At 35.9% G+C, this 16,637-nt stretch carries 17 protein-coding genes; all 17 read left to right on the top strand.

Features of this window, described 5'->3' with window-relative positions:
• Positions 1 to 35: 35 nt before the first annotated feature.
• The 17 genes from HZI73_RS16590 to HZI73_RS16510 all read left to right on the top strand — a co-directional run bounded on the left by HZI73_RS16590 (position 36) and on the right by HZI73_RS16510 (position 16,628).
• The gene (locus HZI73_RS16590; protein WP_212694494.1) at positions 36 to 635 is read left to right on the top strand and encodes a stage III sporulation protein AG; all 600 of its coding nucleotides are present in this window, start codon (positions 36 to 38) and stop codon (positions 633 to 635) included.
• Positions 636 to 637: 2 nt separating this feature from the next.
• Positions 638 to 1,384, top strand: coding sequence for a SpoIIIAH-like family protein (locus tag HZI73_RS16585; RefSeq protein WP_212694493.1), 747 nt, complete (start codon positions 638 to 640; stop codon positions 1,382 to 1,384).
• 311 nt (positions 1,385 to 1,695) lie between these two features.
• A complete protein-coding gene (locus tag HZI73_RS16580; protein WP_212694492.1) occupies positions 1,696 to 2,064 on the top strand; it encodes an Asp23/Gls24 family envelope stress response protein in 369 nt (122 codons plus the stop codon).
• A gap of 141 nt (positions 2,065 to 2,205) precedes the next feature.
• On the top strand, positions 2,206 to 2,598 hold the full coding sequence (nusB, locus tag HZI73_RS16575; RefSeq protein WP_212694491.1) for a transcription antitermination factor NusB: 393 nt from the start codon (positions 2,206 to 2,208) through the stop codon (positions 2,596 to 2,598).
• A gap of 65 nt (positions 2,599 to 2,663) precedes the next feature.
• Entirely contained in the window at positions 2,664 to 3,884 is a 1,221-nt protein-coding gene (gene xseA / locus HZI73_RS16570; RefSeq protein ID WP_212694490.1) for an exodeoxyribonuclease VII large subunit, read from the top strand.
• On the top strand, positions 3,877 to 4,077 hold the full coding sequence (gene xseB, locus HZI73_RS16565) for an exodeoxyribonuclease VII small subunit (protein WP_212694489.1): 201 nt from the start codon (positions 3,877 to 3,879) through the stop codon (positions 4,075 to 4,077). Before xseA ends, xseB begins: the two co-directional genes overlap by 8 nt.
• Before the next feature lie 53 nt (positions 4,078 to 4,130).
• Positions 4,131 to 5,030 carry a polyprenyl synthetase family protein gene (locus HZI73_RS16560; RefSeq protein WP_212694488.1) on the top strand — a complete coding sequence of 300 codons (900 nt, stop codon included), beginning with the start codon at positions 4,131 to 4,133 and terminating at the stop codon, positions 5,028 to 5,030.
• Between the two features lie 12 nt (positions 5,031 to 5,042).
• Positions 5,043 to 5,486 carry a divergent PAP2 family protein gene (locus HZI73_RS16555; protein WP_246552188.1) on the top strand — a complete coding sequence of 148 codons (444 nt, stop codon included), beginning with the start codon at positions 5,043 to 5,045 and terminating at the stop codon, positions 5,484 to 5,486.
• 865 nt (positions 5,487 to 6,351) lie between these two features.
• Positions 6,352 to 6,927: an Mg2+ and Co2+ transporter CorB gene (locus tag HZI73_RS16550; protein ID WP_212694487.1), complete on the top strand. Its 576-nt coding sequence runs from the start codon at positions 6,352 to 6,354 to the stop codon at positions 6,925 to 6,927.
• A gap of 117 nt (positions 6,928 to 7,044) precedes the next feature.
• Positions 7,045 to 8,934, top strand: a complete 1,890-nt coding sequence (gene dxs, locus HZI73_RS16545; RefSeq protein ID WP_212694486.1) for a 1-deoxy-D-xylulose-5-phosphate synthase — start codon at positions 7,045 to 7,047, stop codon at positions 8,932 to 8,934.
• 28 nt (positions 8,935 to 8,962) lie between these two features.
• A complete protein-coding gene (locus tag HZI73_RS16540) occupies positions 8,963 to 9,775 on the top strand; it encodes a TlyA family RNA methyltransferase (protein WP_212694485.1) in 813 nt (270 codons plus the stop codon).
• Between the two features lie 57 nt (positions 9,776 to 9,832).
• Positions 9,833 to 10,696, top strand: a complete 864-nt coding sequence (locus tag HZI73_RS16535; protein WP_212694484.1) for an NAD(+)/NADH kinase — start codon at positions 9,833 to 9,835, stop codon at positions 10,694 to 10,696.
• 31 nt (positions 10,697 to 10,727) lie between these two features.
• On the top strand, positions 10,728 to 11,186 hold the full coding sequence (gene argR, locus HZI73_RS16530) for an arginine repressor (RefSeq protein ID WP_212694483.1): 459 nt from the start codon (positions 10,728 to 10,730) through the stop codon (positions 11,184 to 11,186).
• A 30-nt stretch (positions 11,187 to 11,216) separates the two neighbouring features.
• Complete coding sequence (recN, locus tag HZI73_RS16525) at positions 11,217 to 12,917, top strand: DNA repair protein RecN (protein WP_212694482.1); 1,701 nt, start codon at positions 11,217 to 11,219, stop codon at positions 12,915 to 12,917.
• A gap of 235 nt (positions 12,918 to 13,152) precedes the next feature.
• A complete protein-coding gene (spoIVB, locus tag HZI73_RS16520; RefSeq protein WP_212694481.1) occupies positions 13,153 to 14,448 on the top strand; it encodes a SpoIVB peptidase in 1,296 nt (431 codons plus the stop codon).
• Positions 14,449 to 14,588: 140 nt separating this feature from the next.
• Positions 14,589 to 15,434: a sporulation transcription factor Spo0A gene (spo0A, locus tag HZI73_RS16515; protein WP_212694480.1), complete on the top strand. Its 846-nt coding sequence runs from the start codon at positions 14,589 to 14,591 to the stop codon at positions 15,432 to 15,434.
• A gap of 357 nt (positions 15,435 to 15,791) precedes the next feature.
• On the top strand, positions 15,792 to 16,628 hold the full coding sequence (locus tag HZI73_RS16510; protein ID WP_212694479.1) for an MBL fold metallo-hydrolase: 837 nt from the start codon (positions 15,792 to 15,794) through the stop codon (positions 16,626 to 16,628).
• Positions 16,629 to 16,637 lie beyond the last annotated feature (9 nt).

Here is a 16,637-nt window from a genome sequence, read left to right as displayed (position 1 = left end):
ACGCAGGAAAAAATGAAGTGTACAGGAGGATAAAGATGAAATTTGATTTTTTTACAAAAGGTAATATGACAAGTAAGGATAAAAGAACATTCAACCTTCTCCTTATTGTGTTTTTGGTTGGGCTATTGTTGCTTATATTGTCCAAATCTTTTATAGGTCCTCCTAACACACCAAAGGTAGAGCCAATTATTGCGCCAAATACATATAAAAACAGTAATCCCCAGTCTTACGAAGAAAAGCTTGAAAAGAGATTTGAGAGGGAATTTGCTAAGATTGAGGGTGTTGGGGAAGTTGAAGTGATTATTATGCTTAAGACAAGCGGCGAGATTGTCATTAATAAAGACATTCCTATATCACAATCACAAACAGACGAAGTGGACAGTGCAGGCGGAACAAGGCAAAGCGTGGAATCAGATTCAAATGAAGCTACCGTGTTAATTAGCAACGCAGATGGTTCCACAAAACCCATTATAGTGAAAGAAATGGAACCAGAAATAAGTGGCGTTGTTATAATTGCTGAAGGCGGTGATGATATAGTTGTTAAGCAAAACTTAATGAAGGCAGCTAAGGTATTATTAGACGTTGACGCGCATAGAATTGAAGTAATGAAAATGGTTGAGAATAAGGGGGAATGAGAATGCAAACATTCAAAAAGAATCAAATCATCATTACTGCTCTCGTTATAATGATTGCAATAGCAGGTTATCTTAACTTCACAGATAAAGGGGTAGATGGTACAAGAGAGGCACTTAATCAGCAGGAAAAGAATAAGGATGAGCAAGAGACAACACCAACAGCACTGGTGCCTAATAGCGAGAAGGCAGATGATGCCACCATGGACAAAGAGGGGGCACAAACAACCACTGATCCAGGTGAAACAGCTCCACCAGCTGAAGGCGATAAAACAGCTGAGGCAACTACAGAAACTCAAGACGCTAATGATAAAACAAAAGAAACCACAAGTGATGAAACAGAAGGTAATGCTGGTGAAGCAGTATTTACCAGTACAAATAGTGTAGAAGCAAATCATTTCCTAAAAGCAAAGATTACACGAGAGCAAAATTATGCCATGTTAAAAGATGGTTATTTGGCATTAATTGATAACAAAAATCTTAAAGATGAACAAAAAGTTGATGCCGTTAAAGAAATGATTGATTTACAAGATCGGATTGAAAAAGAGGCAGCTGCAGAGAGTTTACTGGAGACAAAAGGCTTTAAAGATGTTTTTGTCAGAATGCTCGACGGTAAAGTGGATGTGGTGATTAATGCAAAAGAATTATCTCAGGCTGAATTCGCACAAGTGGAAGATATTGTGAGAAGGCAGACAGGTGTAGATGCTGAAAGCATCGTTATTACGTTATTAGATGTAAATAAGGCCAAGTAATGATGTGAGCTATCTCCATAAGAGGTAGCTCTCATTTGATATCTGGACACTTAAACAAGTGACTGTTTTTTTATTTTGTGTCCATATGACAGATGACACCCATGTTTTTAACGAAACTTTAACAAATGGTGTTAAAAACAATTTGCAAAAAATGTGAGATTTGTTATAATAAACCTATGTAAGGTGAATTTAATATGCGTGTCAATACAACATTTATTAAATGACACTTTGCTTTTTGGGATTTAACTGGATTTTTTGTATAAAATAAATAGATAGGGCATTAATATAATAAATAGACAGGAGGCATTGTAATGGATCGTCAAACGTATAAAATTCATGAAAAAGATAAAGTTGGTGAAGTTCACATTGCAGATGAAGTCATAGCAATCATTGCGGGTTTAGCAGCGACTGAAGTCGAAGGTGTAGCAGGTATGGTAGGCAACTTTACAGGTGACCTTGTAGAAATGCTGGGGAAGAAAAACCTTGCAAAAGGTGTTAACGTAGAGGTGGGAGACAAAGATGTATCACTTGATCTTGCCATCATTGTTGATTTTGGAAGTAGCATACCCGATGTAACCGTAACTGTACAAGATAAGGTTAAAAATGCGGTAGAAACCATGACAGGATTAGAAGTGGATGAAATCAATATTCGTGTTGCAGGTGTGAATGTAGAGAAATAGGACAATAATTATAATATTCGCTTGTACATTAGATTAAATATAGTATAATAAAGATACCCTTAAATAATGATAATTTAAGGGTATTAGAATGTAATCAATCATTTCAGATTGACCAATATATAGAATACCAGGAGGTACACCATGAACAGAAGAACCATGAGAGAGCATATTTTTAAGGCTATCTTTTCAATAGAATTTAATGATGAAGCATTTGAAGAGCGAATGGAAGTTTATCTAGGTCATTTAGAAGCAGATGAAGATGCTAAGACCTACATTCGACATAAAGGGTTAAATATCTCCAATAAGTTAAGTGATATTGATCAGGTGATTAGCCAGCATGCAACAAAATGGTCCATTGATAGAATGGCCAAAGTAGATGTGAGTATCTTACGGTTAGCTGTTTATGAAATTAGGTATGATGAAGATATCCCAACCAATGTTGCCATTAATGAAGCCGTAGAGATTGCAAAAAAATATGGCGGTGATCATTCAGCTTCCTTTGTAAATGGTATATTAGCAAAAGTAGTTAATTAAACATGTTAATCGCTAATATGAACTGTTAAACGATATAGGGATAGCCAATATTGGAGGTGAATTTCATGCCAAAAAGTATTTTTTCTGTTTCACAAGTCAATGCTTATATTAAGAAGATATTTTCAGATGATTTTGTCATCAATGATTTATGGATTAAAGGTGAAGTATCCAATTGTAAAATACATCGTTCGGGGCATATCTATTTTACATTAAAAGATATGAATAGCGCTATATCGTGTGTTGTTTTTAAAAATTATCGGGATTTTGTTGCTTGTGATTTGAGAGATGGTATCAAAATTACAGCAAGAGGGTATGTGTCCGTATATGAACGAGCTGGTACCTATCAAGTATATGTCCAGCAAATAAAGCCAGATGGTATAGGGGATCTGTACCAACGTTTTGAAGCTCTGAAACAAGAGTTAGAAAAGAAGGGATACTTCAATTCTTCTCTTAAAAAACCCATACCCACTTATCCAAGAAAAGTAGGTGTTATTACTTCTGATACAGGAGCAGCCATTCGAGATATTATGAATGTATCCAAGCGGCGTAATCCATATATTGGGTTGGTATTATACCCATCACTTGTACAAGGGGATGGTGCAGCAGCTAATATTGTCAAAGGCATTAACTACTTAGATGCCATGGATGAAGTAGATGTTATAATTGTAGGACGTGGAGGCGGGTCCATTGAAGACCTTTGGGCATTTAATGAAAAAGCAGTTGCTAAAGCCATCTATCAGGCACATACACCAATTATATCTGCTGTGGGCCATGAAACAGATTTTACAATAGCAGATTTTATCTCAGACCTTAGAGCACCTACACCTTCAGCTGGAGCAGAATTAGCTATTCCAGTCCTTGATGATTTAGAAGCTTTATTAGATAAATACAGAGACAAGCTAAACCAGCACTTGAAGCAAAAGCTGGACTTCTTTCGAAGTACCATGGAACTAAATCGTATAAAACTAGACTTTAATAGTCCTGCACTAAGGGCCCAGAAGGAACGTCAGTACCTGCACGAGTTGGAAGAACGATTAAGTCGAGCGATAGAAAGCCGTTTAAATAACATTAAGCATCATATCAGCCTAGTTGGAGAAAAACTACATGTGTTATCACCTCTAAAAAATTTAGAAAAAGGTTTTGCTTATGTGGAAACAGAAACAGGTATTGTAAAAAGTGTTAAGGATGTAGTAGCCGGTCAGACCCTGTATATTCAGCTGCAAGATGGAAAAATCAGCGCCGATATAACACGTATTGAAAAAGGGAGAGGTATGGATCATGAGTGATAAAACAACGTTTCAAGATAATTTGAACCATCTGGAAAACATTGTAGAGCAATTAGAATCAGGAGAAGCATCCCTTGAAGATAGCTTCAAATTGTATAAAGAAGGCATGAAGGCTCTCAAAACCTGTCATGACCATATTGATAAAATCGAAAAAGAAATGGAAGTTATTAAACATGATGCAGTAACGCAATAAGAGGCTAATCTATAAGCATGACCTTGATATGTCCAGGAAGGAATTGAAAGACAGTGGATTTTAATCAAAAACGACTAGAAAAACAACAGTACGTTGATGACATCTTAAAGCAATATATGGCATCAAGTGATTATAAGTACGATCAAATCATATATGAAGCAATGAGTTATAGTTTAATGGCTGGTGGTAAGCGGGTAAGACCTATTCTTATGCTGACAGCTTATGAAATAAGTGGTGGTCAGAATACGACAGAAGTAGAAGCCTTCATGGCAGCTATGGAAATGATTCACACCTATTCGCTTATACATGATGATTTACCAGCTATGGATGATGATGATTATCGAAGAGGTAGGTTAACTTGTCATAAGAAATTTGGTGAAGATATAGCCATATTAGCAGGTGACGCCCTATTGAATCATGCGTATGAAATCATGACTGAAGCTTGTATCCATAGAGAGCCTTCTCTTATCGTAAAGGCTCTATTAGCCATGAAAGAGATAGCAACTGCTGCAGGCACCCAAGGCATGATTGGTGGACAAGTTGTTGATATGGTGGATAAAAGCAACATAAATCTTAATATGATTGAATTCATTCATTTGCATAAGACATCAGCTATTATTGAGGCTTCATTAACGGCTGGAGCTTACCTTGCTGGAGCTTCTGAAGAAGAAGTGGAGCATTTTCGTTCTATTGGTCGATGTATCGGCTTAGCTTTTCAGATTCAAGATGATATATTAGATATTACCAGTACCACGGAAGTATTAGGCAAACAAGTAGGTAGTGACCACAAGAATGGAAAAGCCACTTATGTAGCCTTAAAAGGATTAGAGGCATCTAAAAGTGAGGTTGCACACTTAATGAAAAAAGCACTTGAAGAGCTTCAGCAACTACAAGGTGACCGAAAAGAATTTTTAAAAGCATTCATTCTGTACCTTAGAAACAGAAAAAAATGAGGTGTGTAATACGTGGAGAACTTTTATACAATTACAGAAAATAAAGTGCTGCTAGCGGCAGTTATTGCTTGGTGTATGTCTCAAGCCATTAAGTTTTTTACTTGCTTGATAAAAACCAAGAAAATGCACATGGACCGGATCATGGGATCTGGGGGTATGCCCAGTTCCCATTCCGCATCTGTTATGGCAGCAACAATTTCATTAGGCGAAATAAATGGCTATGGGCATCCATTTTTTGGTGCGTTTTTAATATTTGCATTTATCGTCATGTATGATGCAGCAGGTGTTCGAAGGGCAGCTGGAAAGCATGCAAAAGCCATTAATCATATCGTTGAAACCTTAGAAACTTATTCTTTGGAAATCGATGAGCGACTAAAAGAATTATTAGGTCATACATATTTAGAAGTTATTGTTGGTGCTGCATTAGGTGTTGTCATAGCACTGATTATTAATTAGCCATGTAACGATGATAACACCATGGTAAAACATAGGAGAATGCTTAATGATTTGTGAAAATAGAACATGAACAAACATGGTACATCCTATCTATTTTATCAAAGAATGGATAAAATAGCATAAATGAACGTTATAATTTATAAAAACAAGGAAAATATGTTGAATTATTACATATTAGTAAAAGATTAATTCATCATATACTCTTGATTTATTTTAGAATATGATATAATATGGGAGTACTAAAGATGCAGTATTCTAGTTGGTATTGTTAATCTTGAAGACGGGCCTAAAAATCCGTTAAAGGGCATATCGATGAAGTTCCTGGTGTTGGCTGGTGACGCCCAGTTGCGGGCTTATGCTGGGAGTTAAGACTTAAGGGCGATCCACAATGGCATGTGGGCGTGGACCCTTTAGTCGTGGAGACCTGCGTATGTGGGCACTGTGAGATACAGTTGCTTACGGCGCGGGAGTAAACCTGTCATGCGGCGAAAGCTGTGGTCAGTGTAGCCTGCCTTGCGTGAAGTTAAGGGGATAGCAATTTAAGAGCAAAGCTTTTGGCCAAAAGCGATGAGGATATTGTTGCTTGAAACTTATTTTCGCTAAAGAGGCTAGGGATTATGCAATATCATTGGGGAAAACCCCTAGACTGTTCGATTAGAAGCTTATTTAGGATTACGGTGTGGTTATAAGGTGATCCAGCTCTACTTATGGTGACGTAGTAGGTTTTGATTTAAAGGGGAACCGCTCTATTGGCGACAACAGAGTATCAATTCGGGAAAACCTGCTGGACTATAAGCCGCAAAATTTACTAAATGAGCTATCTTTAGTACTAATTCATTACTCGAGAAAAAATGAGGTTACGATATTGGGTAAACACAAACCAAAAGTTAAATTTAGAAGTATTTATACACATAAAAAGGTAAATAAAAAATGGATTATAACAATAACCATTGTTACATTAATAATGGCTATATTGCTTGGATATATATCCGATATCTTTATGGATAAGGTCATTTTATGGGGTGCTGCACTTATTGTATTTTTAATTGTGTTAATGGGCATCTTTTTTGATTTATTGGGTATTGCCGTAACGGCAGCCGAAGAGACGCCTTTTCATTCCATGGCAGCTTCACGTGTAAGGGGAGCAAAAGAAAGTATTTTAATTATTAGAAATGCAGGAGCAGTAGCCAATTTCTTTAACGATGTGATTGGTGATATTGCAGGTATTATCTCTGGTGTAGCTGGAGGAGCTATTGTTGCAATGGTAGTCAAATACGGTCTTGACAAAACCGTTGTGACCATTAGTCTAACAGGAATCATTGCTGCCATTACCGTTGGAGGCAAGGCAATAGGTAAGGAAATTGCGCTTCGTCATGCCAATTTAATTGTCTATCGCCTAGGTGTTATCTATAGTTATATGAGAAAACAAAACAACAAATAGACTTCGTACGCGTTAGAAAACTATACTAACGGACAAATCCCCTTGGCGAAACGAGGCACAGCCCCTTTTGCCAGGAACCAAAGCAAGTACAAATGATGTGTAAAGGTGTTGAAATTTGTGAGTAAATTATTAGATGGTATTCATAGTCCTGGTGATATCAAGGGTTTGAATGTGAACCAACTGAATCAATTATCAAAAGAACTTCGAGAATATTTAATCAGTGTAGTCAGTGATACTGGCGGACACTTAAGTTCCAATCTAGGTGTCGTTGAATTAACTTTAGCACTTCATTACTGTTTCCAATCACCGTATGATAAATTGATCTGGGATGTGGGACATCAAACATATATCCATAAGATTTTAACGGGAAGAAAAGAAGAGATTAAAACCATAAGAAAATATAAAGGGTTAAGTGGTTTTCCTAAAAGGTCAGAAAGTAAACATGATGTATTTGAAACAGGTCATAGTACCACGTCACTTTCAGCTGCCCTTGGATTCGCTAAATCAAGAGAAATACTTCAAGAAAATAATTATGTAGTACCCATCATTGGTGATGGTTCCATGACAGGTGGTATGGCTTTTGAAGCCATGAATAATGCCAGTCGGTTACACGCTAATTTTATTGCCATCCTTAATGATAATCAGATGTCTATATCTAAAAATGTAGGGGGCTTATCCACCTATTTGGACTCTATACGAACGGGTACTGTTTACAAAGAAATGAAAGAAGAAGTGGAAAAAACATTGATTAAAATACCAAAAATAGGTAGAGATGTGGTCCGGGTCATTCGGGATGTAAAATCCGGTATTAAACAGCTCTTAATTCCTGGTATGTTGTTTGAGGAATTAGGGTTTACCTATTTAGGTCCTATAGATGGGCATAATATATCTGCCCTTATCCGTACTTTAAATCAAGCAAAACGTATGAATGAACCGGTATTGATTCATGTGAATACAACCAAAGGGAAAGGTTTTAAACCTGCTGAACAGAATCCTACTAAATTTCACAGCATGAAACCCTTTCATATTAAAAATGGAAAATGCAAAAATAAACCTTGTCGAGAAAGCTATTCTCAAGTCTTTGGAGACAAGCTTGTTAGTATGGCCAAAAATAATGACCGTTTGGTAGCCATATCCGCAGCTATGCCAGAGGGAACAGGTCTTAGTGAATTTGCTAAGAAATTCCCTAATCGTTTCTTTGATGTAGGTATCGCTGAGCAGCATGCTGTTACGTTTGCAGCAGGACTTGCTTCTAATGGTATTAAACCAGTTGTAGCACTCTATTCATCGTTTTTACAAAGGGCTTATGACCAGATTATTCATGATGTTTGCATGCAGAAGCTGCCAGTTGTATTTGCTATTGACCGAGCTGGATTAGTAGGTGAAGATGGTGAAACCCATCAAGGCGTATTTGATGCCTCTTTCTTAAATCATATACCAAGTATGACCATTGTTGCTCCAAAAAACGGACAAGAATTAGAAGCCATGTTAGAATTTGCTGTGGCCTATGACGGTCCTATTGCAATACGCTATCCAAAGGGCAAGGCATCAGGTATGGCAGATCATCCACAAACACCTATTGCTTATGGTCAATGTGAATGGATTAGAAAAGGTGAACATGTAGCCCTTATCAGTATCGGAACCATCACAGAAACTGCTGTTAAAGTGGCAGAGCGATTGGATAAGCAACATATACATTGTTCAGTGATTAATGCAAGATTTATAAAACCTATGGATAAACAGATGGTTGAGGATGTGGCAAAAGCGCATAATGTGGTTATTATAATAGAAGAGAATGTTTTAACAGGTGGATATGGTAGTCGTTTCCTTCAACATGTGTCTGATTTACAATTAGATACACGCGTTGTTAATTTGGGTATCGAAGATGCCTTTATTGAGCATGGTACAAGAGCGCAGCAGTTAGAGCTATGCCGGCTTGATGAGAAAGGGCTCTATGAGCAGATTATACCCCATGTCCGTGGATTAAAACATCAGAAAAATGCCTAGGAATAGTTAATGGAAGGAAAGATACAGTATGGCTGGTAAAGAAAGACTGGATGTATTACTTGTCGATAGAGGATTAGCGCCTTCTAGGGAAAAAGCAAAGGCTATTATTATGTCAGGTAATGTTTTTGTAGATGGAGAAAGAGAAGATAAGCCAGGCACGAAACTTAATATAGAAAAAGAAATCATCATAAAATCCAATCCGAATCCTTACGTCAGTCGTGGAGGTCTAAAATTAGATAAAGCCATGAAAGCATTTGATTTAACCCTTGAAGGGAAGATTTGTATGGACGTTGGGGCTTCTACTGGCGGTTTTACGGATTGTATGCTTCAAAATGGGGCTGTAAAAGTCTATGCTATTGATGTAGGTTATGGACAATTTGCTTGGAAACTCCGTCAAGATAAACGGGTGGTATGCATGGAAAAAACCAATATTCGTTATGTAACACCTGATAGGATAGACGACCTTGTGGATTTTGTCTCCATTGATGTATCGTTTATTTCACTAAGAAAGGTACTGGAGCCCGTAAGGAAGTTAATGCAAGAGGATGCTGAAATCGTATGTCTAATCAAACCTCAATTCGAAGCCGGACGAGAAAAAGTAGGGAAAAAAGGTGTTGTAAGAGATAGAACTGTGCATGAAGAAGTGATCTGGGGCATTATGCAGTATGTGCAGACCATTTCATTCTATATAAAGGGCCTTAGTTTTTCGCCTATAAAAGGTCCAGAAGGTAATATTGAATACCTCTTATACATGACGAAAGTAGAACAAGAAAAGTTAGACGATGACACCCTTCATGACATGACCAAAACAGTTGTTGATAAAGCCCATGAAAAACTATAAAATAAAAGTAGGATATTGCTAAAGTTAAGCTTAAACTTAGCAATAGAGGATGATAGGATGAAGCGATTTGTAATTCTACCGAATGTATCAAAAGATAATCAATTGTCGACATCAAGGCTCATTATAGATTGGCTTGAACGGCACCATTGTCAAGTGTATTTACCTGAGGATGTGGCATGTCAATTAAATAAAGAAACCTATGGTCTGAAAGGAAAAGCTTTATATGAGCATGCCGATTGTGCAATTGTACTAGGTGGGGATGGAACAATCCTGTATACAGCAAGACAGATCGCAGCATATGATTTGCCTATTCTAGGTGTTAATCTTGGGAACTTGGGGTTTTTAGCAGAAGTAGAGAAAAAAGATGCCATTGTAACGTTAAAAAAAATAATTGACGGTGATTACTATATCCAAAAACGTATGATGCTTAATGTATCAAAAACCATGACCAATCAAGAAGAAAAAGTTGGTTTAGCTCTCAATGATATTGTCATAGCCAGGTCATCCATTTCCCGTATGATGAAATACAGTTTATGTGTGAATGAAGGACATGTTAATGACTATTCAGCTGATGGTTTGATTGTTTCCACACCTACAGGCTCTACGGCTTACAATTTATCAGCTGGGGGACCTATTCTGGACCCAGCCAATGAAATGATGGTTATTACACCCATATGCCCTCATACACTTATGTCAAGAAGTATTGTCTTATCCCAAAATGACGAAGTCAGAATATCCCTTAAGGATAATCGAAAGAGTTGGAATAAAGATATTATACTTACAATAGATGGTCAAGAGAATTTTAAGATTGACCAAGAAGATGAAATTATTGTTTCTAAGTCGGAACACAGTGCACAATTAATTACGTGTAATAAGAATGGGTTTTATAGAATACTCAAGAAAAAACTGGGTAATCGATAAGGTATAAGTATATCTTTTAGGAGGAGTGTACATGAAAATTGAGCGTCAGACTAAAATTCTTCAATTAATTAATGCATACGATATTGAGACCCAAGAGGATTTAGCCAATAAACTAATTGAAGAAGGATTTATAGTAACTCAAGCTACCATTTCAAGGGACATTCGTGAACTTCGTTTAACGAAGATTGCTACAGCAGATGGTAAGCAAAAATATGTGGTTCTTCAAAACAAAGAGACGAAAATGAATGAAAAATTTATTCGTGTTTTTCGAGATGGTTTTTCGTCCATGGACAGAGCTGGTAATTTAATTGTGCTTAAAACTTTAAATGGCATGGCTATGGCAGTTGCGGCAGCTATTGATTCTCTTCAATATGATGATGTAGTGGGTTGCATTGCTGGCGATGATACTATCTTCTGTGCAGTGAGAACTGAACATGATGCCATCAAAATAATGGAGAAATTCAGTAAGTTGGCTAATCATCATTTATAACATTAGCCTTAAAAAAATGGAGGAATGATTATGTTAATGCATCTTCATGTGAAAAACATTGCTTTAATTGATGAGATGAATGTGGACTTTAATCATAACTTGAATATTATGACTGGTGAAACTGGAGCAGGAAAATCCATTATCATAGGATCCATCAATGCTGTTTTAGGCGAAAAAGTGAGTAAGGACATCATAAGAACAGGTTGTGATAACGCACTCATAGAATTATTATTCCATGTGAATAATAAGACAGTCATGGACAAGTTACATGGGTATGACATTAACATAGACGACAGCAAGGAATTACTGATTACCCGTAAGATAGGCAGTAATGGTAGAAGTGTTTTTAGAATGAATGGCCAAGTGGTGACAACGGCCATCGTCAAAGATGTATCAGCGAAACTCATTGATATTCATGGTCAGCATGCCCATCAGTCTTTGTTAAATCGCAAAAACCACCTCCGGTTACTGGATACATTTTGCGGTGAAGATATTCTTGTCATTAAAGATAAACTAAAAATCAAATATCAACGATATCAGGAATTATGTAAACAAGTAGACCATTCCTTGTTAGATGAACAAAAACGTAAACAAGAAATTTCTTTTTTAGAGTTTGAAATCAATGAAATTGAATCTGCCAATCTAAAAACAGGTGAAGATAATCGTTTAGAAGAAGATTATAAACGTTTGTCTAATGGGAAAAAGATTGCCAGAACCTTATCCCATGTGTTAACGTCCATCAGTGGGGATGATTCCGCCATAAAAGGAGGGGCTGATTTAATTGGGGAAGGTGTACACATACTTGGAGAGATCAAGCATTTTGACACATCCATCGATACCTTTCACCGTCAATTATTGAACATTGAAATGCTCATGAGTGATTGTAGTCGTGACATGCATGATTATCTGAATGACTTTGAATTGGATGAATCACAGTTTGAAGAAGTTGAAAATCGAATGGACCAATTAAATCATCTAAAAATGAAATATGGTCAGTCTATACAGGAAATAATAGCTTATAAGCAAGATAAAGAAAAACGTCTTGATGAACTGGTTCATTTTGAGGCACATTTACATAAAATCAACCTAGAAATTGATAAAATCAAAAAAGAAATCGAAGAATATTGTGAACGTTTATCCCAGATTAGAAAAGAACGAGCAAAATATGTTAGCAAAAGTATTGTACAAGCCCTGAAAGATATTAATCTTCAAAATACAGATTTTGTGATTAACGTGGATAAATCAGATGCATTTAACAGTACAGGCTGGGATGATGTGGAGTTTCTTATATCAACCAATGTAGGTGAACCACCAAAGTCCTTAGACAAGGTTGCTTCAGGTGGTGAGTTATCACGAATCATGTTAGCCATCAAATCCATCTTGGCCAATAGTGATGATATTAATACACTTATATTTGATGAAATTGATACTGGTATAAGCGGTATGACGGCAGGTATGGTAGCTGAGAAGCTGGCACACATATCCAAAAGACATCAAGTTATCTGTATCACCCATTTACCTCAGATTGCAGCTATGGGTGATACCCATTATATGATAAAAAAAATTGTTGAAAAAAACAATACGCTAACAACCATTAATCCATTAAACAAGGAATATGCCATAAAAGAATTAGCCAGGTTATTAGGCGGTGTACAGATTACGGATGCTACCATGGCTAATGCAGAAGAAATGATCAATTTTGCTGAAGAATTAAAGCGAGGAATTATATAACCCTAATAAGGATAAACTAATCAAGAATTTAATAAAAATTTTATTCTTGATTTTTTTATCTTCAAAAAAGATTTCTATGCATCAAAAAATCTTGGTTTTATAGGAATCTATACCATAGTAATTATTTCATATATTGATTCTATTTACTAGCATAATAAAAAATGTCAAAGGGAAATTTAATAGTACATAAAGGAGATGAATTTTCCCTTAAGTTTAGTAAATAGGATGTGAAAGAATGAGAACCAAACGATGCAGACTTAGAATACTTCTTCTCATATGTCTCTTAATTTTTTTTGCAATGAATGTTGGAGCGAATCTATTAATCAGCAGGTATTTACCCGATGAAATCAAAATTTTAGTCAACGAAGAAAGGAACTTCCTATTTAATGTCCCACTAAACGCTCAGATTAATGGTGATGACATAAAAGGTGTTGTAACAGTTAATCAAGAGCCTGTTAAAGAAAATCTCATGTTAGATTTACAGGAATCCTTTACGATTCATTCAAACAAAACAGGTGTTATTGATGTCGAACTAAAATTATTCGGTATTTTACCGATAAAAAGAGTGAGGGTTGATGTCATACCTGACCAAAAAATCGTTCCTGTTGGAAGAACCATTGGTGTTACCGTCTATACACAAGGTATATTGGTATTGGGAACAGGTTTGGTATATGGGGAAGATGGTAAGAAACACAATCCAGCAAAAGGTAAGCTCTACACAGGTGATTATATTAAAGAAGTTAATGGGACACCTGTAACGAGGAAAAAAGAGCTCATTGAGATCATTAAAGAAAATCAAGGTGATGAGATAACATTTCTCGTTACACGAAATGGCAAAGATGAAACAGTTTCCATTACACCCGTCAAAACATTAGAAAATGAAGCGTATCGTGTGGGAATATGGGTAAGGGATGATACACAAGGTATTGGTACTATGACGTATATGAATTTGGACAAAAAAACTTTCGGGGCATTAGGACATGGTATAACAGATGTTGACACGAAGCAATTAATACATGTGGGCACTGGTGAAGTTGTGAATACCATGATTACAACCATTAAAAAAGGACAAAATGGTTCCCCAGGTGAGATATCAGGTATTATTGTTGGTGGAGAAGGAAATAGTTATGGTGATATAAAAAAGAATACCCATAACGGTATTTTTGGCTATATATCCCCTGACGGGTTGGCACAAGTACCCAGTGATCAAGTTCTCCCATTAGGTTTTCGTTATGATATTAAAGTAGGGAAAGCAGTTATAAGAAGTGATGTTAGTGGGGAATTAAAGGATTATGACATTCAGATTAAGAAAATCTATCTAGGAGATGAAGCCAATAAAGGCATGATTATTGAAGTGGTTGATAAAGAACTTATTCAGACCACTAATGGTATCATACAAGGCATGAGTGGTAGTCCAATTATTCAAAATGGGAAACTAATTGGCGCGGTTACCCATGTATTTGTTCAAGATTCTAGAAAAGGCTATGGGGCATTTATTGAGAATATGTTGATTGAAGAAAAAGATTTGTAAGGTTATCTTTTAATTATCATGTCGAAATATGCGAATATTATTTATTGAATTAATATATAGATAGTATTATAATTAAATCATGTCATATGGTAGCGTATTCTCTAATTATATGATTAACCGTGTTAGCCTATGATAAAACAATGAAACGGGCGAGTCGTTTCTGGGAAAAAGAAGGGGGAAAAAGGTTGAGCGATACAATCAAAGTTTTAATTTCAGATGATAGTGTTAAAATGTGTTCTATCCTATCTGAATATCTGAATCAAAAGGAAGATATCACTGTTATTGGTATTGCAAATAATGGTGAGGATGCATGTAGGCAGATTAAGGAAAAGGAACCGGATGTTGTTTTACTGGATATCATTATGCCTCAATTAGATGGGCTAGGTGTACTCGAGCGTATGTTTGAGGATAAAGATGTACAGAAGATTCCAATGTTTATTATGCTTACAGCAGTAGGGCAAGAAAAGATTACTTCCAGTGCACTTAATCTTGGAGCCGAATACTACATCATGAAGCCTTTTGATAACGAGACAATCGTAAAACGTATTAGACAGTTAAAAGGTAAGATGCAATTGGTAAAACGTGACCGTCGTCATGATTTTGTTCATGAAACCAATTCCAATTACTCTGCTAGAAGTTTAGAAGCGGAAGTAACGAATATTATTCATGAAATAGGCGTACCAGCACATATCAAAGGTTATCAATATCTTAGAGATGCAATCATTATGGCAATTAACGATATGGATATTTTGAACTCAATTACAAAACTTCTGTATCCATCCATAGCAAAGAAATTCAATACAACACCGAGCAGAGTTGAGAGGGCTATACGACATGCCATCGAAGTAGCCTGGGGTAGAGGAAAGATGGATACAATTGATAAACTATTTGGCTATACAATCAACCATGGTAAAGGTAAGCCAACCAATTCTGAGTTCATAGCACTTATAGCGGATAAATTACGATTAGAACTTCGAGTAGGATAGATGTAAGAAAAAAGCGAAAATAAACCTTTAAAGAGTAATACTTCAGTTTGGAGTATTACTTTTTTTAGTCTATGCAGTATAATAGTTAATAAAAAGACTAAAGACAGTAATTCGTTTAGTGTGTCTTTGAATGTTATTTGTTGTTTGAACAAAAAAACAAGGTTTTGGTTATCATTTATTGTTTTTGTGGATAATGCATATTTTAATTATATAAATTATACTTATATTTATGGTGAAGCATAAAAACCTTGTTGAAAAGACATGAATATAAAATGTGTGAATGTGTTATTTTGTTGAAAATGTCCGAAATAACAAGCGTGTTCTTTTCATACTTCCAAAAAAGAAAGGAGGGAGTAAGTGAGATTTACAATTACGACTTTAATTGAGAATTCAAAAGGTGAACATTTAGGATTATTGAATGAACATGGTCTATCATTTTTGATTGAAACAACCAATAGAACCATGCTATTTGATACTGGAAAAAGTGATGGCTATCTACATAATGCGGTCCAATTAGGTAAAGACCTTAGTAACATTGATACCGTTGTTATCAGTCACGGCCATTACGACCATACGGGGGGCTTTACAAGTCTTGTTGATCACATTACCTCTAATTTTAAATTGTATATCCATAAAAATGCCTTACAGAAAAAATATAGCTTTGATGGAACACATTACAAGTATCTAGGAAATAGTTTTAATAATACTTATTTAGCGGATAATAAGATAGAAACACACTTTATACATGAAGACATATTAGAGATAGATAAAGGTATATACATTGTATCAAATTTTGAGCGTGTAACACCTTTTGAAAAAGCCGACCCAAGATTTTGCGTTGAAAAAAGTAAACATAAACATGTTTTAGATGGATTTGAAGATGAAATGATATTAGCAATAGACACACCTGATGGTTTAGTTGTCGTCTTAGGCTGTTCTCATCCAGGAGTCATTAATATGCTTCACACTATAATGAAGCGTACAGGGAAAAGTATTCATACGATTATTGGGGGAACACATTTAGTTCACGCAGATGATGAAAGAATTCGTCAAACCATTGAAAGTTTTAAAAAGTTGGACATACAAAGGTTTGGAATTTCACACTGCACGGGAGAAAATGCTATGCATCAAATAAAAGAAGCATTTGGTGATAAGTATTTTCATAATACAACTGGAACAGTTTTATTTTTTTAAAAAATGAAA

The sequence above is a fragment of the Vallitalea pronyensis genome (assembly GCF_018141445.1).
GTDB classification, from domain to species: Bacteria; Bacillota; Clostridia; order Lachnospirales; family Vallitaleaceae; genus Vallitalea; species Vallitalea pronyensis.
Note: the sequence above shows the minus strand (reverse complement) of the source record. Positions and strands in the feature narration are given on the sequence as shown.